This is a genomic window from Streptomyces ortus, assembly GCF_026341275.1.
GTDB classification, from domain to species: Bacteria; Actinomycetota; Actinomycetes; order Streptomycetales; family Streptomycetaceae; genus Streptomyces; species Streptomyces ortus.
Window position 1 is genome coordinate 4224408 of sequence record NZ_JAIFZO010000002.1, and the last position, 18969, is coordinate 4243376.

Consider the following 18969-nt stretch of genomic DNA (forward strand, 5'->3'; position numbering starts at 1 on the left):
TGATTCTGCTCACATACCGCGCGGTATGTCACTACTACCGGGTGATCGATCACGTCACGGCAAGGATTGCTTGCCCGGTCCCACGCCGTGTGCTGCCACCGCGCCGGTCAGCGCACGGGGCCCAGCTCAGGGTCCTCGCGGAGCTTGCCCAGTGCGCGCGACACGGCTGACTTGACCGTACCGACCGACACGCCCAGCACCTCCGCCGTCTGCGCCTCGCTCAGGTCCTCGTAGTACCGCAGGACGACCATCGCCCGCTGCCGCGCGGGCAGCTTCATGATCGCGCGCCACATCGCGTCGTGCAGCGCCTGCTGCTCCGCGGGGTCCCCGGCCGGCGGAGCCTGCGGCTCCGGCATCTCGTCGCACGCGAACTCGTCGACCTTCCGCTTGCGCCACTGCGACGTCCGCGTGTTCAGCAGCGCCCGCCGCACGTAGCCGTCGAGTGCCCGGTGGTCCTCGATCCGCTCCCAGGCGACATACGTCTTGGTGAGGGCGGTCTGCAGCAGGTCCTCGGCGTCGCACGGGTTCGCGGTCAGCGAGCGCGCGGTACGCAGCAACACGGGTTGGCGAGCCCTCACGTACGAGGAGAACGACGGGTACGCATGGGTCCGCGTCGCCACGTTCGAAGCGCTGGTGCAGACGGATGTGGTCATGGCTCCACGCTAGGATCGCCCCTGCTCCACCGGATCGGCCGCAGGTCCCGAAGCCTTGTCCGCCTCAGGTTGTAGGAGGGGGGCAGGCCCCACCTCCTGAAGGTGGACACGAGGCTCAGGCCCCCTGAGGGTTCACCCCTGAGAAGCGGGCCCGGGCGCACCCCCGGCGCACTCCCGTCCCGCACCCGGCGCACTCCTGGCGCAGTAGCCCGGACCCCGGGCGTGGTGCCTGAGTAGTACGACGCCCGGGCACGGAGGCCGCGCCGCCCGACGTCCCCGCCCGACGTCCTCGACCGACGTCCTCGACCGGTGTCCCCGGCAGCTCAGTCGACGCGTGCGACCGGCGCGTGCATCAGGTTGCGGTCGATCACCAGTGTCCGGCCGCCGTGCCGTTCCCGTACGTTCCCCGCGTACTGGTGGATCCGTCGCGCGGGCGCCCACGCGGTCTTCCGCAGCACGGGCTCACGGTGCAGCCCGTTCTTCACGCCCCAGCGCGCGAACCACACCACCGCCGGCAGGTCCCGCACGCCGGCCCGCCGCGAGCGCTCCATGTGGCGGACGCCCGACTCGGCGCTGCTGTAGAAGCCCGGCAGATAGCCCCGGCGCGACACCTCACGGTTCCACCCCCGTACGAACAGGAGCGTGGTCCGGGCACACCGCTTGTTCCCGTACGCGTACGCCTCCATGTCCAGGAAGAGCGGGCTGCCGGGCCTCATGCCGAGCGCCGCCGCCCTCTGCGCCGCGTCGCGGGCCTCGGCCGTCCCCTGCTTCCAGGGATGCCGGCCGATGCGTACGTTCTTCTTGTGCCGCGCGAACACACAGGTCGACTGCGAGCCCACGTACAGGGGGAGGACCCGCCAGCCCTGGTCCCGCACCGTCCGCATCCAGCGGTGACTCAGATGGGGCTGGGAGTGGCAGGCCCGCCCGCGACCGCCGAAGTAGACACCGACCGCACGGTACGGGGACGCCCGCCACCGCCGCATGGTGTCCGCGGACGGCGCCCGGCACGTATCGAACGCACGGCCCTTGAACGTGACCGCCTTGGGTCTCGCGCCGGACTCCTGTCCAGGAGAGCCCTCCGAACCCACCGCACCACCCATGGGGTCGGTGGCACCCATCGGGTCGGTGGCACCCATCGGAGCGGCGGTGCCCGGCGACCGGGTCCCTGCCCCTGTCCCCGCCCCCGCCTCCGCGGGTGGTGCCGCCGTGAGCCCCAGCAGGAGCAGCACGAACCCGAATCCGACGATCATCTTGTGACATCGCAGCCAACGCATAGGCCGAGTCAACGGCCCCGCCCTCGCCGACGGGCCCGGACACGCGCCACGTTCATCCGTCCGCCCCGCAATCAGCCCCGATCGTCCGAACCGGGGCCGGGGCGGACCCCTGGATCAAACCCTGTCCGAACCCGGAATCAGGCCCCGTCGTCCGAACCCAGGATCAGCCCCGAGGTCGGCACGCCCGTCCCCGCCGTCACCAGCACCCGGCGGGCCCCGGGTATCTGGTTCACGGCCGAACCGCGCAGTTGCCTGACCCCTTCCGCCACGCCGTTCATGCCGTGCAGATACGCCTCCCCGAGCTGTCCTCCGTGCGTGTTGAGCGGCAGCCGCTCCTCCGCCACGAAGTCCACGGCCTCGCCCGGCTTGCAGAACCCGAACTCCTCCAGCTGCGTCAGCACGAACGGCGTGAAGTGGTCGTACAGGATCCCGACGTCGATCCCGGCCGGCGTCAGCCCCGACGTACGCCACAACTGCCGCGCCACCACGCTCATCTCCGGCAGCCCCGTCAGATCGTCCCGGTAGAAGCTGGTCATCTGCTCCTGGGCCCGCCCCGCGCCCTGGGCGGCGGCGACGATCACGGCCGGCGGGCGCGGCAGGTCGCGCGCCCGCTCCACCGAGGTGACGACCAGGGCCTGTCCGCCGTCGGTCTCCTGGCAGCAGTCGAGCAGCCGCAGCGGCTCGACGATCCAGCGGGACGCCGCGTGATCCGCGAGCGTGATCGGCCTGCCGTGGAAGTACGCCGCCGGATTGGTCGCCGCGTACTTACGGTCGACCACCGCGACCTGCCCGAACGCCTCGGACGTCAGCCCGTACGTGTGCAGGTAGCGCTGGGCAGCCATCGCCACCCAGGACGCGGGCGTGAGCAGTCCGAAGGGCAGTGCCCAGCCGAGCGCGGCGCCCTCGGCGGACGGCGTCCGGTGCTGGACCCCGGAGCCGAATCTCCGCCCCGACCGCTCGTTGAACGCCCGGTAGCAGACCACCACCTCGGCCACCCCCGAGGCCACCGCCAGCGCCGCCTGCTGGACGGTCGCGCAGGCCGCACCGCCGCCGTAGTGGATCCGGGAGAAGAACGACAGCTCGCCGATGCCGGCCGTCTGGGCGACGGTGATCTCGGGGCTGGTGTCCATCGTGAACGTCACCAGGCCGTCCACATCGCCCGGTGTGAGCCCCGCGTCGTCCAGCGCGGCCCGCACCGCCTCCACCGCGAGCCGCAGCTCGCTGCGCCCCGAGTCCTTGGAGAACTCGGTGGCCCCTATCCCGACGACGGCCGCCCGTCCGCCGAGGTTGTCCCTCGTCCGCACGCTCATGGCCGGCCCTGCGCGTTCGGCGTCGTGACCGCGACCGGGACCGGGACCGGGACCGGGACCGGAACCGTGACCGAGACCGGAACCGTGACCGGGACCGAGACCGGGACCGGGACCGGGACCACGACCGTGACCTTCCCGGTGACGTGGTTGCCGAGGCTGTTGGCTCCGACGATCCGCACGGTCGCCGTGTCGCCCCGCACGTCCTCCACCACCCCGGTCAGCACCATGGTGTCGCCCGGATGGTTGGGGGCGCCCAGCCTGATCGCCACTTTGCGCAGCACGGCCCGGGGCCCGAAGTGGTCGGTGATGTAGCGCCCGACCAGCCCGTTGGTCGTCAGGATGTTCATGAAGATGTCCGGCGAGCCCTTCCGCCGTGCCGCGTCGGCATCGTGGTGCACGTCCTGGTAGTCGCGCGAGGCGATCGCCCCGGCGACGACGAGCGTGCGGGTGATCTCGATCTCCAGCGGCGGCAGCGCGTCTCCGGCCCGCACCGGCCCGGCATCGGTGCTCATGCGTCCCCTGCCCCCTCTGTCCCGCGTTCTGCCCTGCCCTCTGTCTCGGCCTCTGTCCCGCGCTCTGCCTCCCGCTCTGTCTCGCCCCGGACGATCGTCTCCCCCAGTTCCTGGAGCAGCTCGCTCCCGCCCCCCAGGTACGCCTCCAGCTGCCGCCCCCACAGGAAGTGCCGGTGCACGGGATGCTCCAGGTCGGCCCCCGTACCGCCGTGCAGGTGCTGCCCCGCGTGGACGACGCGGTGCCCCGCCTCCGACGCCCACCAGGCGGCGGTCAGCGCGTGCGCGGCGTGGTCCAGCCCTTCGTCCCGGCGCCAGGCCGCCTCGTACGCCGTGACCCGTATCGCCTCGGTGTCCAGGTGGGCGTCCGCCGCGCGGAGCTGGACCCCCTGCTTGACCGCGAGCGGCCGGCCGAACTGCTCGCGGGTGTTGGTGTGCGCCACGGCCCGGGCGACCGAGCCCGCGCACACCCCCGCCTGCAGCCCCGCGAAGGCGGTACGCGCGGTGGCCAGCACGTCTTCGTACGCCTCGTCGCACGCATCGACGTACGCATCGGCATCGGCATCGGCATCTGCATCGGTATCGGCATCGGCATCGGCATCGGCATCGGTACCGGCCTGCGCGTACGCGTCGGCGCCGCCGAGTCGTTCGGCCGGTGTGGCGTCCAGGGTCAGGCGTCCGGCCGACCACGGGGCCGTCGATTCCACAGGTTCGCACCGGGCGTCGGCGGTCCGTACGAGCCACAGCCGGTGTTCGCCGTCCGCGACCAGCACGTGTGTGGCGTCGCGAAGCCACGGCACGAAGGGGACCACCCCGCTCAACTCGCCCGGTACACCCCCTCGGACGGCGGTCGCGGGCAGGGCGCCGGTCACCACGACCGACCCGTCCGCGATCCCCGGCAGCAGCCGCTCCCGCTGCCGCGCCGAGCCGTGCGCCGACACCGCCAGCAGCCCGTAGACACAGCTCGCGGCGAACGGCACCTGGGCCGTCGTCCGGCCCTGCTCCTCCAGGAGGAGCACCAGGCCGAGGAGCCCGATGTCCTCGACGGCGGCCGGCAGCCCCGCCTCGCACAGCGCCTTCCACAACTCCGCGTCGCTGCCCGTCCCCGCGGCGGTCAGCCGCTCGTGCGTGGACAGGTCGCCGAAGATCCGCGCGGCCAGCTCGCGAGCCGCCGTCTGCTCCTGGGTCGGCGTGAAGTCCATCAGCCCCCGCTCCCCTCGGCGGCGCGGAAGACCGGCAGGTCCAGTTCCTCGTCCACCCGCTCGAACTCCAGCCGCACCGGCATCCCGATCCGCACGCGGTCGTAGGGCACCCCCACCACGTTGCTGATCATCCGGACGCCCTCGGCGAGTTCGATCAGCCCCACGGCGTACGGGGGGTCGAAGGCCGGAAAGGGCGGATGATGCATCACCACGTACGAGTAGACGGTCCCCCCGCCGGCCGCCTCGACCGTGTCCCACTCCAGGCAGCCGCAGGAATTGCACCCCGGCAGCCAGGGGAAACGCAGCGTCCCGCACTTTTCACAGCGCTGGATGAGCAGCCGGTGCCGGGACACGCCCTCCCAGAACCCGGCGTTGTCCCGATTGACGACGGGGCGGGGCCGCGGGGGCCGGGAGGGCGGCGCGGCTTTCGCGGCGCCCTCCACCACCTCCGCGGCTGTCGTCGCCGCCGCGCCCGTCGCGGTCTCTCCCGGGCGCCGCCCCGCGGGTACGTACTTGAGGATCCGGAACCGATGCGTCCCCGCCGGCTCACCCCCCGCCCGTACATCCGTCCGCGTCGTGACGAAGTACCCCGTGCCCAACTTGGTCGTCTTGCGCGCGGAGACCGACTCGATCACCGAATCGAAGGTGATCCGGTCCCCCGGCCGAAGCGGACGCAGATACTCCTGCTCGCAGTCGGTGGCGACCACCGAGGTGTACCCGGCGTCGTCGAGCAGCCCGAGCATCTCGACGTACGCCTCCGAGCGCCCCCCGTGCCCGGAGAGGCCCCCCATCGTCCAGGCCTGGAGCATGGTGGCCGGCGCGACGGCGTCCGCTCCCGCGTACGCCGGGTTCGCGTCTCCCATCGCCTCGCACCAGTGCCGGATCATGGGTTCGTTGACCAGATCCTTGCCGACGCCTCCGACAGCGGTCAGCCCTTCGTACGTCTTCAGCCGCGCGTGGATGTCGTGGATGTCCTCGTGCCCCCGCTCGGCCGCATCCCTGCCGGGCACACCCCTCTTGCTCACCGCCGCCGCCCCCTCGTCATCCCGAGCCGCATCGTCGCCACGATCTCCCGCTGCACCTCGCTCACGCCGCCCCCGAACGTGTTGATCTGCGCCGCCCTGTTCATCCGCTCCAGCTCGCCGTCCCCGAACACGCCCGGCGAACCGGACCGGATCAGCGCGTCCGGTCCGACGATCTCCTGACACATCCGGTACACCGCGACGGCCGATTCGGTCCCCACGACCTTCACGCCGCTGGCGTCACCGGGCGCCAGACGGCCGGCCCCCACATCACCGACCAGCCGCCAGTTGAGCAGGCGTGCCGCGGCCAGCCGGGCGTGCACCTCGGCCAGCCGCGAACGCACCCACGGCTCGTCGGCCCTGCGCCGCCCGGTCACCGGGTCGGGGACGCGGGACGCGGTGAGCGCGGCCAGGTAGAAGTCCTCGGCCTGCATACCGAGGGCGGCGAGCGCGACCCGTTCGTGGTTCAGCTGGTTGGTGATGAGATCCCAGCCGCCGTTCTCCTCGCCGACGAGGCGGGAGGCCGGGACCCGGATCCCGTCGTAGTACGTGGCCGTCGTGGTCAGCCCGCCCACCGTTTCTATCGGTGTCCACGAGAACCCGGGCGCGTCCGTGGGGACCAGCAGGATCGAGATGCCCTGGTGTTTCGGCGCCTCGGGATCCGTACGGCAGGCGAGCCAGATCCAGTCGGCGCGCTGGGCGTTGGAGGTGAACACCTTCTGCCCGTCAACGATCCACCCGCCCCCGCCTCCGCCCTCAGGGCCGCCGACCCGCACGGCCCGGGTCCGCAGCGCGGCCAGATCCGTACCGGCCGACGGCTCGCTGTATCCGATCGCGAACACGAGCTCTCCGCGCAGGATCCGCGGCAGGAAGAAGTCCTTCTGCTCCTCGGTCCCGTACTTCATGAGCGTGGGTCCGACCGTGTTCAGCGTGACCATGGAGATCGGGGCACCCGCCCGGCAGGCCTCGTCGAAGAAGACGAACTGCTCGTCCGCGCCCCGCCCTTGACCCCCGTAAGCCTCCGGCCAGCCGATGCCGAGCCATCCGTCGGCACCGATCCGCCGCAACAGCGCCCGCCGCTCCGCGGCACCGGTATCGGTATCGGTATCGGTATCGGCACCGGTGGTACCGGCCCCCTCCGACAGCACCGGCGTCACCGGCATCAGTTCCCGGAAGTAGGACCGGAGTTCGGCCCGCAGTCGTCGCTGACGTTCGGTGGGGGCGAGATGCACGACGACGGCCCTCCCGGACCTCGTACGAACAAGGGTTTCTGACTGTCCGTCAGATACTGCGCACTGTCAAGGTCGAAAACGTCTGCGCGGCGATGCAGAAGCACCGCCGCGCAGACGTGTTACCACCCCACAAAGCACCCCACCAAGGAGGCATACGGCCGTCGGGGGTCTCCAGTTCCCGGCGGCCGACGGCTCACCAGAGGTGGGTGAAGTTGACGGCGACGTTGTCGTTCGACTGGTCGATGGCCGTGAACGCGGAACCGTTCACCTGCGCCGTGTTGCTCTGGTTCGAGGCGCCGGAACCGACGGCCTGCTGCTGCGTCGTGGACGAGGTGCCGTAGTTGTCACCCCCCACTCCGCCGCCACCGACAGTCGCCACCGCGGCGTTCGATCCGTTGTCCGCGAAGGAGCCGTTGTCGGCCGTCGCCACCCCCGAGAGGAGGGCCGCGGCGAGCGGCAGGGCTGCCACGGCGGCGAGAACGCGGGCGGTACGGATGCTTGCCATGTGTGTTCCTCCAGGAAGCGAGTAGTACATGCCGGCCAACCGGCTGAGTACGGCTGGTTCCGGGGCAGTTGGCCGACTGCCTCGGTGTTCGTTCACGACGTCGCGAGATCAGAATTGCCCACCGAATCCCCGGCGAACCACCCCGGAAGCCGCTATTCGCTCGCAAGCGTGAGTACATGTCGATAAACCCCCTTCACGCCCCCAAAACCGCAGTTCAGGATGGTGTGGGCACCTCAACCCCATACACCGCAAGGAGGTGAAGCGTTTCGTAACCTTTCAGCCACCCCCTGTAAGCGGATTTCCCCCCTCCACCCTTCCCTTTTTCGAACACTCGTACGAACATAGAAGCATGGCCACCATCGACCGGCAGGCCACGACGCTGGCCCTCGCGCACGCCCTGTCAGCCGCCGAACGCGGACTGGCCGTCATCCCGCTGTCCCGGACGAAGCTCCCGGCGCTGCGCTCCCCCCACCGCGACGACCCGACGGCACCGCCCTGCCACGGCGAGTGCGGCCGCTTCGGACACGGTGTGTACGACGCCTCGACCGACCCCCGCCGCATACGCGCCCTCTTCGCCGCCGCACCCTGGGCCACCGGCTACGGCATCGCCTGCGGCCTGGACCCCCACCATCTGATCGGCATCGACCTGGACACCAAGTCGAGTACGGACTCGTCCGCGGCTCTTCGCGAACTGGCGCTGCGCCACCTGTTCACGATCCCCGAGACGGTCGTCGTGCTGACCCCCAGCGGCGGCCGTCACCTCTGGCTGAGCGGACCGCCCGACGTCGTCGTCCCCAACTCCGCGAGCCGGCTGGCGCCTGGCATCGACATCCGGGGCGCCGGCGGCTACCTAGTCGGCCCCGGCTCCCGTACCGAACACGGCGTCTACAGCACGGCACCGGGCACCGCGCAACTGCCGCCCGCCCCCTGCCCGGCATCACTGCTGCACCTCCTGACGCCACCGCCCCGCACCCCCGCCCCGACGGCCACGACGCCTGACCGGCAGGGCCAGGGCCTCGTCCAGTTCGTGCTCGCCGCGCACGAGGGCCAGCGCAACACCCGCTTGTTCTGGGCGGCCTGCCGCGCCTACGAGAACGGCTTCGGCCCGCAACTGACCGAGGCCCTGGTCGACGCCGCCGTCCGCACGGGCCTCACGGAACGCGAGGCCCGCTCGACGATCACATCGGCATCCCGCATGACGCCCCACCACCCGTAACCACACCCGGCACACGAGAACGGCCCCTGACCGATGTACCTGGTCAGGGGCCGTTCTTCTGCACTTCGGCGGTGGGTGTGGGATTTGAACCCACGGTCACATCGCTGCGACGACGGTTTTCAAGAGCGTCGTCGTTCGTCCATCCATAGCCCGCCTGACCTGGCCAAATCCAACGAAAGTCACCCATGGTGTAGCCGCTGGCCCACAGATGGCCCACACGCTCCTGAGATGACTCGCCCCAACACGCTTTCCCATTGCCCGCAGCAGGGTTCAGGGGCGTTCGCAGAGGTCCGCGAGGCAGGTCAGAGCCGTCATACGGACAGCGGCGAACGCAGACGTTGCCGGCGCACGGGACAACGATCAGGGAAACGGATGCCGCCTCTCCTGTTACTCAACTCTGCGTCCCGCGAGAGCAGAGCCGTTATTTCGGTGGGGCGTTGTCAGTGGTCGCCCCTAGCATCTGGCGTATGGAGCTTGGTGACTTCCTCTACAAAATCGGCACGACCTTCGGGGTTGGCGACGACCAGAGCATCAGCAGCGACGTAGCTCGCCTAATCCGGGCCGCTCCTGCAGAGGTTGGGCACTTGGTGCCTGGCGGCTACCTGGTTGTAGGGAGTCCAGGGAAGGGCAACTTGGCTGTCTGCCCCTGGGTTTCGATTTTCGACCCAGACGAGACAACGACAGCCACGCGAGGGATGTACCTCGTCTACCTACTTGCCGAGGACAGGAAGACTTTTGCACTCAGTCTGAACCAAGGCGTCACTGAGATCACCAAAGCACTTGGCGCGCGCGAAGCACGTACGAGGCTTGCCGCCGAGGCTGCGGCGATCCGAGACGCTCTTTCCGTCGACGTCAAAACAGGGCTGAGCACGACGATCGACCTCGGCGGGCGCTCCGGCCTGCCTCGCTCTTACGAGGCCGGGAACCTCTTGGCTATCACCTACGAGATCGCCGCTCTACCCAGTGAACAGACCCTGCGTGCAGATCTTGCCCGCATGATCACGCTCTACCAGGAAGCCTTGGCCGTCCGCGAAGAGGTGCGCCAGACCACGCGCGACACCATCGTCACCGTGGTCGAACAGCCACCCACCAAGGCGACAGAACTACTACTGCACTTCGCACCCAAGAGCGATACCGAGTACACGCAGACGGTCGTGGCACGCAAGCTGCGCAAGAGCCGAAGCCACGAAACGCTGGTAGCTCGGTACGGGCAGTTCCTGCGTGACCGACAGCTGGAGGTCGGAACGAACGTCCACCCACGAGACATGGTGATCATCAAAGACGGCCTGCACTGGCTCGTCGAAGCCAAATTCATCAGGCGCGGCAACGCCACCGGGGCAGTACGTGAGGCTCTGGGACAACTGGCGACCTACGCATTCTGCCTGTACCCGCACGACGCTCAACCTCGACAGCTAGCGCTGTTTTCCGAGCCGGTCGGCGAGGTCTACACACGGCTTCTGGAGCACCACGGCATCGCGGCAGTATGGCCCACAGACGAGGGGTGGGCTGGGTCGCCGACTGCTCTAGCAACAGGCCTCGTGTGACACCGCTTCCGAATCTGGGAGCGGCTCTTTAAGCGCTTGTCAGCTCGTGCAGGACCAACGACATTCGCCCATGGTGCAACTGCCGGCCCGACGGCGACCGCACTGGTCAGCTAGCCGGCGAACACCGCCACCAGATGTCCATCCTCACGGCATGCTGCAGTCGTGGAACGCTAGTTCGAGTCGACTAGGAGACTGGAGGATGGAAGGAATCACGATCAGCGGGTTCTGCGGAACCGATACCTACGATTACAGTAGGTATCGGTTCGTTGCTGATGGTGCTGGGGGGACAGTCCATGGAGGGCACTCGTTGATTCCGCCGTTGACCTCTGGGGGGATGCTGCCCGTAGGGCGTCACCCAGCGACGCTAGAGGAGATCCATGACGTGTTCGTGGTGCAAGCCCCTCACTCAATGCACCGGCAACGCCTCTACTCTGCACTAGAACTCTACGTGGCCCTGGTGCGCGACCTGCTTCCGCGCGCCACACTGTGGATAGATGGCGGGTTTTGCACTCACAAGGCGACACCTCCCGCAGATATCGATCTTGTGCTATTCGCGTCGCGCAGGCTCGTACAGCATTTCGACCAGGAGAGGTGGACGCGGATGAATCAACTCATAACGCTCCAAAACCTCACTGCGATGGTGCCGCACACTGTTGAGCGGAGGATCCAGCCGATGGGAGGCCTCATCGACGCGTTCTTTGCCGAGGAGGGAAACGCTGACGACGTCGCTCTTTGGGATTATAATTGGTCCCTAGTTAAAGATGACGACGGGAAGATCGTTGACGGCGAGCATAAGGGCTACCTGGAGGTAGCGCTGTGAGCACTCACCTTCACGCCCTTTGGCAGCGAGCAATGGACTCGACTGCCGGGGATGATCCGTTTTCTTGTTTGCGGCGATCCTCATTGCAAGTGGCCGCCTCCGACTTCGGAATCACCGCGTCGCCAGAAGATAAATCTGCTGCCGTTCAATTGCGCCTATCGGATACACAGTCTGACTCTGGTGCAGTTTCTGCATTGGAGGCCGGCGATTTTTTGCGGCGTGTCCAGCGTGCAGTCGCACGTCTCGCGAAAGCGCGTCGCGCTCGGCTCGCGGATGTGGCTCGCCTGACATCAGTTGACTTTGACCTTGCCAGACTTAACGTCGCCGCCGCTTCCCTAGGGTCCTGGGTGGTTGACCTTAGCTACCCAGTAATAGAAGAAAGTTCACGCACATCCGAATTCTCGACTCTATGGACAGAGATCGGAGTGGTAGAACTAATTCGAGCGCTTCCGGAAAATGACGCCGACGACCAATCAATCGATTCAATCGACGCGGCATCCCCGGTTATCCGGAGAGCTGTCGCAGACCTGGTCGCTAGAGATTCCGATGAGCGTCCCGAGTTGAGCCTTTCCCTTTCTGTTCGCCGCATTTCGGGTGAAGTGTTGAGGTCATCGGTGACTCCACGACAGGCTTCGATTCTGCGGGAAAGGCTATCTGTAGCCAGAGAAGAGCGTGGAATTGTTCGAGTGCGTGGACGTTTGGATGGCCTGCGAACTCGAAGGCAAATTTTCTATCTGGAGATTGCCGATGGGCATGAAGTTCACGGATTCGTAGATGAATCCCTCATGCCAGCCGTGAGGGAAAATCTAGACCATGAAGTGGAAGTAGAGTTGGAGACATTTGTAATGCGAGCTCGATCGGGAAGGGCCTCACAGAAGCAATATCGCCTGATTAGAGTAGGAAAGCAGCAAAGTCAACTCCCCGCCGGTGATGACGTAGCGCTTTAAGGTCCTCAGCCGGTTCGCTTCACGCAGTCGTGGGCTGTCTTTAGCGCTCCCCGCACACCCCGTGAACCCACAACCGTACGAGCTGGACACCGTAGGTCGCGCCTGCTGGTCCACTAATGGACTGCGCGGTGGGGTGACTCACCTCAGCATTTGATTCGAGTGGCCCGCTCCGACGTGGCCGTTCGATGATATGGAGAGCTCTCTCGTCCACCACTCCAGGATCCCTGCTCTGATCGTTCACTCCGGGTTGTCTGCGCTGTCCTGCGCGGCGCTCCCATCAAACGTAATTTCGTGCGATCCCATACTATCTGTCACCACGATCTCGGGCAGAGAGGATGTCAATGTCGTTGACTCCAATTCGCCAGAAACTACGGCCTGGATCAGGACATCATTTGCCTCACGTGCCTTTTGCTGGCCTCTCAAAACAAAAAGCCAAGCACATGGAATCAGCAACAGAACCCCGGGACTTTCCTGCGCCGCGACGGCGCTGACGAGGACCGATGCACTGAAGCCAACATTTACCCTGAGATCTGCCTCCGCCGCAGCACGATCATACGTTCCATAAAGATCTAAATTTCGCACCTGAAGTCGAATAGCAAGCTGATCCAGCTCATCTCCGAACCTGTTCAAGGCCGAGTACAGGTCCACCCTAGACCCACCAAGGTGCTTCACATGCACGGCTAGATCAATTAGAGCAGAGCGGGAAACGCGATTACCCCAGTCAGGTATTCTAACGCCAGTGAAGGACTCTACCCCAGAGATAAGATCGCCTGGGAGCGAAGGACTCCGTCGACTCTTTGCGGTCTCAGACCATCGCAATAGTAGCGGGTCACGAAAAACGTCGACTGGATATCTCTTAGAGAACTTCCGGCGAAGAGTCCACCACCATTCGCGATATCTGAACCAGTGAACTATAGAGCGGGCTCGAATTTCAAGCAGACTACCGATCAGATACGCTACAAAACTGACAGCGGCAAGCATTGCTGCCGTACCCACCGTAGAGCTTAGTTGATACACACCCTTCCATAGACCTCTCGCCTCTTCTCTTTTTGGTACGTACTCAAAAAAGGCAATCCATAGACTAAGCAGCCAGATGTAACCAGATGCTAACGGCGCACGGATTTCACGAATTCCCGGCAATAGATTTGCGAGCATGTCATCATTTTGCATCGACAAACGTGTTGTGCCAAGGGTTTTGAGAAACCCAGGGGGCGGTTAGGCATCTATGGATCACGCATGACCCATACTCTGTGGATTCAGTCGCGCAACAGGTCACTGAGTTCCTGCTTCGACCAGTGGCCCGCCGCGCCGGGGCAGGTCGCAACGTACGAGGCGACCGTCTCGACGTCCCACGCGCCTGAAGAAAGCAGTCCTGCGGCCAAGTAGCGCACGTAGGCCGACGACGGAGGGTTCCATCGGACGTCCTTCGAGTCCCAAGGGGCGGTGAAGGTCAACACCGGTAGTCCGTCCACTTGGCCGGCGCACACCAGCGTCTCGTATCGCCCTTCGCCCAGAGTCGCTGTCCCTCGGGTCAGCACCTCCGCAAGATCGATATCTGAGCCGGGCGCCCTGTACATTTCCTGAGCCGCGATGTCCGAGAACTGGTCCGTTGTCACCAGGTGCGCTCTCGCCAGAACTCGACCGGCAGCCCTCGGGTCATAGAACGCCCTGCCACCTCCCCAAACCGGCGAATCGGTTGCGAAGTACAGGGTGCCCTCAAGCTCAACCGGGATTGAGCGACTGGGCATCCGTTGGTCTCGGCAACCGGGATACGTCTTCGTTGTGCCGGGCGGTTGGCCACCTCGGATGTAGAACCCGAGACGATCCATGTGCATGTTGGACCCGTACGACGTGTACCAGACGCACTCAGGGTTGAGATCGTCTGGCATGGTCGGGTCGATGGATTGCAAGGCTTTCACGCGTACGCGCTCCTGGGAGACGTCTTTACTCGGCTGATACGTCGTACCTGATGACATGCCGGTCTCCCGGAAGGATCGTGATCATTACTCGTAGGGGCCGACTATTTTCGTCGTAGCCCGTACGCATATGGACAGCAACCGGAGTCGCAGCGGGCAGAGAAAGCCTTTCGACCTCTGCGCGCGTCGGCATGCGCACCGTGATCTCGTCTCGGTATCGGGCCTGAACCAGCCCGACGCTGGCGAGAACACCGCCGGGTGCCGAGACGTCCTCCGGGAGCATCAGGGGTGTGCCTCGCACCAGCTCTTCGGGAAAGTAGGAGTCCGCCAGGGCGTATGGGTCCTGGTCGACGATCCGGATCCTTTCTCGTACAACGGTCAGATCCTTCTCGGGGTCCAGCCCTAGGCGTTCTGCCACCTCAGTCGGAGGGCGCCGGATTGATACGCGCACTTCTTGCCGCGGCTGGCGCCCGCTTTCGGCCACAATGCTGGCCCACTGGTCGCCCTGCTCGTCCGACGTGTGACGGGTGCGCGACTCCAGCACCGACCAGTCCCAAACCGCTGGTTTCAGGCTGCGCCGCACGAAGCTTCCGCGTCCCTGACCAGCGATGACGAGCCCCTCTTCAGTGAGGCGTCGGAGCGCAAGCCGGACCGTGTTGCGGCTCGCTTCGTACTGCTCGACCAACTCGAACTCGGTCGGAAGCTGCCCGCCCGGCTCAAGCTCTCCTCGCTCGATCTGTCCGCGCAGGTCATCCGCGATCCGGTGGTACCTCGGCCGCTGCTCCCTCACCGCATCCCCTTCGTTTGGCTGACTTGTTCCAACAACATACGCGCTTTGGCTTGACGATCCCAGCCGCTTGGGGTGAGACTCAGGGCATCAAAGTTGTTGGTACAACACCACCAACACTTCCGAGTCCATCTTTATGTCGGATGGGAGTGCTTGCCGTTCCTTGGCGGGCCCCATGCCGGTCGTTACTTGAAAACTGAACAGTGTGCCTGAGGTAGTCCGTCCCACCTCTGCAAATAAGAGGGCGGCGTGCGCGGGTTCCGTCCCCGTGTGCGGTACAGCGCGACTGACCTTTCCGCAGCTCAGCGGCTGCGGGCCGGTTGCCTCCGCTGCTCGTCTCGTACGAGCAGCGCTGAGGGGAGCCGGGCATCCGACTTCAACGGCGCGCGGCCCCGGTGCTCGAACACCGGGGCCGCTGTTTCGGGCCGTTCCACTGACTAGGGAGACATGACCCATGAGGTACATCGGTGCTGTTCAGGCGGTTGTTACCGCCGACCTTTTCGACCGCGAGCCGACGGCCGCGGAGCTGGACGCGATCGAGCGGGAGATGCCGGTCATCCTGGCCGGTGTCGAGTTGCTGGACGCGCAGATCACCACCCTTAACCGCACCCCGAGCGAGCTGGACGCGCGGCGGATCCGTCGGGCGCACCGCCGGGTCCTGGCCGCGCGTCGTGAGCTGGCCAACGGCTCGATCACGATCGCGGGTGTCGGGGCATGAGTGAGCGCAAGGTTCTCGACAGCTTCCCCGCCGGTCACCCGCGCGGGAGCTGGCCGGCTGAGGAGCGGGCCGCCGTACTGCGGGAGCAGGGCGAGAGCGCCACGGTCGTCATGGACCTGCGTACGGACCGGTTCCTTGTCGTGTCCAAGGCGGGTGCGGCATGAGCGGGATCCTGACGCTGGACGATGTGGCCGCGCCGTTGCGCACGCTGCGTCTGCTGGCTGTGGACTTCGGGCACCTGCCGGCTCCGACCGTGCACGTGTCGACCATCTACCCGGAGCGGTTGGAGCTGTCGTTCTACGACGACTTCCCCGGCTTCGAGATGTGGCGGGAAGCGCTGGGGATCGTCCCGGACGTGGTGACCTACCGCGAGCAGAACGACGGACGGACGGGAGTCCTGCGTGCGGACGTCGACCACGCAGGCGCCACGGTACGTCTGACGGGTTACGCGGATGTCGTCGCCCCGGTGCCGGTCGGGGGTGCGGCATGAGTGCCGCGGCCCGCGTCGACGCATCGTCGACGCCCGTCGAAACCGCGTCGGCGCCCGCCGCGGTGGATCACGCGATCACCGCTCTCGCGGCCGTGCTCACTGTGCTTTTGACGGCCGTGGCGTTCTGGCTCTCCTACGAGCACTTGCAGGAAGTAGCCGCCCGTCACGGCATGGCTGATGCGGTCGCCCGTTCGTGGGCGTGGCCAGCCACGGTGGATCTGTTCATCGTGATCGGGGAGCTTTTGATCTTGCGTGCCTCGCTGGCTCACCGGGTCGACTGGTGGGCGATCGGCCTGGTCACCGCAGGTGACGGGGCCTCGATCGCGTTGAACGTGGCCGGTGTCGGGCAGGATGCCGACGTCCTGAACTATGTGGTGGCCGCGGTTCCTCCGGTGGCCGCGCTGCTGGCGTTCGGTGCGTTGATGCGGCAGGTGCACGCCTACCTCGCCCGCCGAGCGTCGACGGGCGTCGAAACACCCTCGACGCCCGTCACCGTGCGCGTCGACCGCGAGTCGGCCGCGCCACCCGCGCCCGTGGTTCCGGTGCTGGATCCGGTGTCCGCGGCTGTGGCCGTGCCGGCGACGGCCGTGGACACGTCGACGCCCGTCATCCCGGATCCGGTCCCCGTCGACACCGCGTCGACGCCCGTCGACCTGTGCGCCCCGGTGGTCTACCCGAACCGGGTCGATCAGTTGGTGCGCGCTCTGTACGGGATGGATTTCACCCAGCCGAGCACGGCGCGGATGACGCAGGCGATGGCCGCAGCGGGATTGGGGGCGTCGGAGTCGACGGCCCGCACCGCACGCGGACGGGTCAAGACTCGTGAGCCGCACCTGGCCGACCTCCCGACCGCGCTCACCGGCTGAGCGGAAGGACCGGGCTCATGTCGTACTCGTTCGTGAAGTGCTTCGACCCCGACGGCGCCCGCCACGGGATCCCCACCTTCCCGTGGCGGATGGCTCCGGACGGCTACGCCACCTTTCGCCAACTGCGGGCCCGTGGCCTGCGTCCCGGTGGTCAGCCGGTCGCCGGGCAGGTGCTGCGTCCGCGCTATCGGCGTGGCCCGCTGGTCGCCTACCTCTACCGGCTCGACCAGGCCAAACCGGTTCGGCCGATGACGCCGGGCAGGTGGGCGGCGCTGGCCAAGGCGAACACCGCACGCCGCACCTGCCCGCAGTGCCGCTCGGATGCCGGCTACGTCATCCCCACCTCACTCGGCATGTGCGTGCCCTGCGCGTACCCCGACGACGAACAGCGCGCCGCCTGAACATCCCTCACTCATCTGGGAGTTTCGCTGTGTCCAGCCGTACCCGCCCCCGCCGTGCCGTGAAGACGACCGCCGGGGCCACCACTGTCCGTATCCCGCGCCAGCGCGGGCTCCGTTCCTCTCAGCCGTTCGTGGTCGTCGTGCCCGAACGCCCCTCCCTCACCCGCGAGGCACTGTCCGCCCTCGGGGGCCTGTTGTGGCGCTTCCGTCGCGCGTTGGCCCCGACCGGTCTGGCGGTGCTGGCGCTGGTTGTGGCCGCGCTGCTGCATGTCATGGCCTGGTGGTCGGGGCTGGTCCTCGCCCCCGCCCCGGCCGGCCCGCTGGTGTGGCTGCTGCTGATGCAGCGCCGCCGCCCCGGCACCGGAACGGTCCTCGGGTGGCGGGTCGGCACGGCGGCGTTCGCGTCGTCCGCGCTGGCCTGGCTCGCGCTGTCCGCCGCGTTCGGCCCGCTGGCCGGCGCGCTGGAGCTGTGGTGGCTGCTGATGCTCATCACCGCTCAGTGCGCGTGGCTCATCGTCCGCCGCACCCGCTGACCCGGGAGGCGTTCATGACCGGAGCGCCCGGCGGTGCCTACCGCGGCCGGCTGCGGACGGAACTGCTGAACGATGAGCAGATCCGCGCCAAGGAATACCCCAGGTGGAGCCAGTGCCGCAGCGCATTCACCCGCGGCAAGCGCCGCCAGATCGTCGACCGGCACAAGGCCCAGATCGCCCAGCACGGCGTGCCGGAGTTCCCGCTTCTGCTGGACGTCAGCCGTGACACCGGCTGGGTGTACGTGGGCGACGGGCACCACCGGGCCATCGCGCTGATGGAGCTGGGCATTAAACGCTTCCCGTTCGTGTGGCGCTACATCGACAACACGCTGTTCGGACTGGGTCAGCCCAAGCCGTCACGTGACCCGTTCCCCTACCACCTTCTCGGCCTGTAACCGTCTGACCTGGAGGAAAAGCCGATATGGCAGACAACGGATCAGCCAACCGCGCCAACAACCGGCGTTACCGGCAGGCACAGTCCGCGGCACGGCCGCGCGTGAACGTCAACGGCGGGGCCGGCGACAAGGGCAACAAGTTCGCCAACGCGGGCGCCGCCGCCGGCGGGTTCATGGGCGCGCTGGGCGGCTCGATCGTCCCGCCGATCAACGTCACCGTGAACAACAACAAGAACGGCGCCCGCCGCGGTGGTGGCCGCTCGCACGCCGAAAGCCTGCTGCCCGCCCCGGAGTTCACCTCTCCGGCGCAGGTACGGAACTACTGCAACACCCTGCGGGCCGCTGCCGTGACGCTCTCGATCGAGGTGGCCATGGGCGCCGAGATCTTGAAAGGCGTGCTCACGTCGGTGCCGGACCCGGAGGGGCGTGCGTTCGGCTCCCGGATCCGCGCGGCGAAGGTGGCACGGAAGATGCAGCGCTCCGCGGACGCCCTGCGCGACGCGGCCAAGAACGCGGCCTCCTGCTACTCGACGTTCCAGCAGCAGTACGAGGAAGAGATCAACCGGGTTCGCCACCGCGCCCGCAAGCCACAGCAGCCGGTCATGAACTGGGCCCAGCAGTAGGAAGGG

General features: G+C 67.1%; 22 protein-coding genes. 11 read left to right on the top strand and 11 right to left on the bottom strand.

Going from position 1 to position 18969, the window contains the following annotated elements:
• Window positions 1-107: 107 nt before the first annotated feature.
• The 8 genes from K3769_RS21950 to K3769_RS21985 all read right to left on the bottom strand — a co-directional run bounded on the left by K3769_RS21950 (window position 108) and on the right by K3769_RS21985 (window position 7707).
• On the bottom strand, window positions 108-653 hold the full coding sequence (locus K3769_RS21950) for a SigE family RNA polymerase sigma factor (protein WP_267028076.1): 546 nt from the start codon (window positions 651-653) through the stop codon (window positions 108-110).
• Between the two features lie 323 nt (window positions 654-976).
• Complete coding sequence (locus K3769_RS21955; protein ID WP_267028077.1) at window positions 977-1903, bottom strand: DUF1906 domain-containing protein; 927 nt, start codon at window positions 1901-1903, stop codon at window positions 977-979.
• A 161-nt stretch (window positions 1904-2064) separates the two neighbouring features.
• Window positions 2065-3237, bottom strand: coding sequence for a lipid-transfer protein (locus K3769_RS21960; protein WP_267028078.1), 1173 nt, complete (start codon window positions 3235-3237; stop codon window positions 2065-2067).
• Window positions 3234-3728 carry a MaoC family dehydratase gene (locus tag K3769_RS21965; RefSeq protein ID WP_267031491.1) on the bottom strand — a complete coding sequence of 165 codons (495 nt, stop codon included), beginning with the start codon at window positions 3726-3728 and terminating at the stop codon, window positions 3234-3236. The genes K3769_RS21960 and K3769_RS21965 overlap by 4 nt, the downstream gene beginning before the upstream one ends.
• A 17-nt stretch (window positions 3729-3745) precedes the next feature.
• On the bottom strand, window positions 3746-4948 hold the full coding sequence (locus K3769_RS21970) for an acyl-CoA dehydrogenase family protein (RefSeq protein WP_267028079.1): 1203 nt from the start codon (window positions 4946-4948) through the stop codon (window positions 3746-3748).
• The gene (locus K3769_RS21975; protein ID WP_372515160.1) at window positions 4948-5958 is read right to left on the bottom strand and encodes a bifunctional MaoC family dehydratase N-terminal/OB-fold nucleic acid binding domain-containing protein; all 1011 of its coding nucleotides are present in this window, start codon (window positions 5956-5958) and stop codon (window positions 4948-4950) included. The genes K3769_RS21970 and K3769_RS21975 overlap by 1 nt, the downstream gene beginning before the upstream one ends.
• 11 nt (window positions 5959-5969) lie before the next feature.
• Window positions 5970-7202, bottom strand: coding sequence for an acyl-CoA dehydrogenase family protein (locus K3769_RS21980; protein ID WP_267028080.1), 1233 nt, complete (start codon window positions 7200-7202; stop codon window positions 5970-5972).
• Window positions 7203-7395: 193 nt separating this feature from the next.
• Window positions 7396-7707 carry a hypothetical protein gene (locus K3769_RS21985; protein WP_267028081.1) on the bottom strand — a complete coding sequence of 104 codons (312 nt, stop codon included), beginning with the start codon at window positions 7705-7707 and terminating at the stop codon, window positions 7396-7398.
• Window positions 7708-8056: 349 nt separating this feature from the next.
• Here K3769_RS21985 and K3769_RS21990 point away from each other — a divergent pair, with 349 nt between their 5' ends.
• The 3 genes from K3769_RS21990 to K3769_RS22000 all read left to right on the top strand — a co-directional run bounded on the left by K3769_RS21990 (window position 8057) and on the right by K3769_RS22000 (window position 11287).
• The gene (locus tag K3769_RS21990; RefSeq protein ID WP_267028082.1) at window positions 8057-8923 is read left to right on the top strand and encodes a bifunctional DNA primase/polymerase; all 867 of its coding nucleotides are present in this window, start codon (window positions 8057-8059) and stop codon (window positions 8921-8923) included.
• Window positions 8924-9390: 467 nt separating this feature from the next.
• Window positions 9391-10467, top strand: a complete 1077-nt coding sequence (locus K3769_RS21995) for an MrcB family domain-containing protein (RefSeq protein ID WP_267028083.1) — start codon at window positions 9391-9393, stop codon at window positions 10465-10467.
• A 199-nt stretch (window positions 10468-10666) separates the two neighbouring features.
• Window positions 10667-11287, top strand: coding sequence for a DUF6932 family protein (locus tag K3769_RS22000; RefSeq protein ID WP_267028084.1), 621 nt, complete (start codon window positions 10667-10669; stop codon window positions 11285-11287).
• Window positions 11288-12471: 1184 nt separating this feature from the next.
• Here the strand turns inward: K3769_RS22000 and K3769_RS22005 are convergent.
• The 3 genes from K3769_RS22005 to K3769_RS22015 all read right to left on the bottom strand — a co-directional run bounded on the left by K3769_RS22005 (window position 12472) and on the right by K3769_RS22015 (window position 14940).
• Window positions 12472-12882 carry a hypothetical protein gene (locus K3769_RS22005; RefSeq protein WP_267028085.1) on the bottom strand — a complete coding sequence of 137 codons (411 nt, stop codon included), beginning with the start codon at window positions 12880-12882 and terminating at the stop codon, window positions 12472-12474.
• Window positions 12883-13490: 608 nt separating this feature from the next.
• Window positions 13491-14153, bottom strand: coding sequence for a histone deacetylase (locus K3769_RS22010; protein ID WP_267028086.1), 663 nt, complete (start codon window positions 14151-14153; stop codon window positions 13491-13493).
• A 25-nt stretch (window positions 14154-14178) separates the two neighbouring features.
• Entirely contained in the window at window positions 14179-14940 is a 762-nt protein-coding gene (locus tag K3769_RS22015) for a GntR family transcriptional regulator (protein WP_267028087.1), read from the bottom strand.
• A 451-nt stretch (window positions 14941-15391) separates the two neighbouring features.
• Between K3769_RS22015 and K3769_RS22020 the strand changes: the two genes are divergently transcribed.
• Genes K3769_RS22020 through traA form a run of 8 tightly spaced genes read left to right on the top strand, consistent with a single transcriptional unit; the run spans window position 15392 to window position 18963 of the window.
• Window positions 15392-15655, top strand: coding sequence for a DUF6284 family protein (locus K3769_RS22020; RefSeq protein ID WP_267028088.1), 264 nt, complete (start codon window positions 15392-15394; stop codon window positions 15653-15655).
• A complete protein-coding gene (locus tag K3769_RS22025) occupies window positions 15652-15819 on the top strand; it encodes a DUF8839 family protein (RefSeq protein WP_267028089.1) in 168 nt (55 codons plus the stop codon). The genes K3769_RS22020 and K3769_RS22025 overlap by 4 nt, the downstream gene beginning before the upstream one ends.
• On the top strand, window positions 15816-16145 hold the full coding sequence (locus tag K3769_RS22030) for a hypothetical protein (RefSeq protein ID WP_267028090.1): 330 nt from the start codon (window positions 15816-15818) through the stop codon (window positions 16143-16145). Before K3769_RS22025 ends, K3769_RS22030 begins: the two co-directional genes overlap by 4 nt.
• Complete coding sequence (locus K3769_RS22035; protein ID WP_267028091.1) at window positions 16142-17011, top strand: DUF2637 domain-containing protein; 870 nt, start codon at window positions 16142-16144, stop codon at window positions 17009-17011. The genes K3769_RS22030 and K3769_RS22035 overlap by 4 nt, the downstream gene beginning before the upstream one ends.
• A 17-nt stretch (window positions 17012-17028) precedes the next feature.
• Window positions 17029-17412 (top strand): RRQRL motif-containing zinc-binding protein, encoded by a 384-nt coding sequence (locus K3769_RS22040; RefSeq protein WP_267028092.1) that lies wholly within the window; start codon window positions 17029-17031, stop codon window positions 17410-17412.
• A gap of 29 nt (window positions 17413-17441) precedes the next feature.
• A complete protein-coding gene (locus K3769_RS22045) occupies window positions 17442-17945 on the top strand; it encodes a hypothetical protein (protein ID WP_267028093.1) in 504 nt (167 codons plus the stop codon).
• A gap of 14 nt (window positions 17946-17959) precedes the next feature.
• Window positions 17960-18340: a ParB N-terminal domain-containing protein gene (locus tag K3769_RS22050; protein WP_267028094.1), complete on the top strand. Its 381-nt coding sequence runs from the start codon at window positions 17960-17962 to the stop codon at window positions 18338-18340.
• A gap of 26 nt (window positions 18341-18366) precedes the next feature.
• Complete coding sequence (traA, locus tag K3769_RS22055; RefSeq protein ID WP_267028095.1) at window positions 18367-18963, top strand: plasmid transfer protein TraA; 597 nt, start codon at window positions 18367-18369, stop codon at window positions 18961-18963.
• The last annotated feature ends 6 nt before the right edge of the window (window positions 18964-18969 follow it).

Bases quoted from the DNA above. Each gene is read 5' to 3' on its own strand.
- K3769_RS21950 (WP_267028076.1), bottom strand. From the start codon at position 653: ATGACCACATCCGTCTGCACCAGCGCTTCGAACGTGGCGACGCGGACC.
- K3769_RS21955 (WP_267028077.1), bottom strand. From the start codon at position 1,903: ATGATCGTCGGATTCGGGTTCGTGCTGCTCCTGCTGGGGCTCACGGCG.
- K3769_RS21960 (WP_267028078.1), bottom strand. From the start codon at position 3,237: ATGAGCGTGCGGACGAGGGACAACCTCGGCGGACGGGCGGCCGTCGTC.
- K3769_RS21970 (WP_267028079.1), bottom strand. From the start codon at position 4,948: ATGGACTTCACGCCGACCCAGGAGCAGACGGCGGCTCGCGAGCTGGCC.
- K3769_RS21985 (WP_267028081.1), bottom strand. From the start codon at position 7,707: ATGGCAAGCATCCGTACCGCCCGCGTTCTCGCCGCCGTGGCAGCCCTG.
- K3769_RS21990 (WP_267028082.1), top strand. From the start codon at position 8,057: ATGGCCACCATCGACCGGCAGGCCACGACGCTGGCCCTCGCGCACGCC.
- K3769_RS21995 (WP_267028083.1), top strand. From the start codon at position 9,391: ATGGAGCTTGGTGACTTCCTCTACAAAATCGGCACGACCTTCGGGGTT.
- K3769_RS22000 (WP_267028084.1), top strand. From the start codon at position 10,667: ATGGAAGGAATCACGATCAGCGGGTTCTGCGGAACCGATACCTACGAT.
- K3769_RS22020 (WP_267028088.1), top strand. From the start codon at position 15,392: ATGAGGTACATCGGTGCTGTTCAGGCGGTTGTTACCGCCGACCTTTTC.
- K3769_RS22025 (WP_267028089.1), top strand. From the start codon at position 15,652: ATGAGTGAGCGCAAGGTTCTCGACAGCTTCCCCGCCGGTCACCCGCGC.
- K3769_RS22030 (WP_267028090.1), top strand. From the start codon at position 15,816: ATGAGCGGGATCCTGACGCTGGACGATGTGGCCGCGCCGTTGCGCACG.
- K3769_RS22035 (WP_267028091.1), top strand. From the start codon at position 16,142: ATGAGTGCCGCGGCCCGCGTCGACGCATCGTCGACGCCCGTCGAAACC.
- K3769_RS22040 (WP_267028092.1), top strand. From the start codon at position 17,029: ATGTCGTACTCGTTCGTGAAGTGCTTCGACCCCGACGGCGCCCGCCAC.
- K3769_RS22050 (WP_267028094.1), top strand. From the start codon at position 17,960: ATGACCGGAGCGCCCGGCGGTGCCTACCGCGGCCGGCTGCGGACGGAA.
- traA (WP_267028095.1), top strand. From the start codon at position 18,367: ATGGCAGACAACGGATCAGCCAACCGCGCCAACAACCGGCGTTACCGG.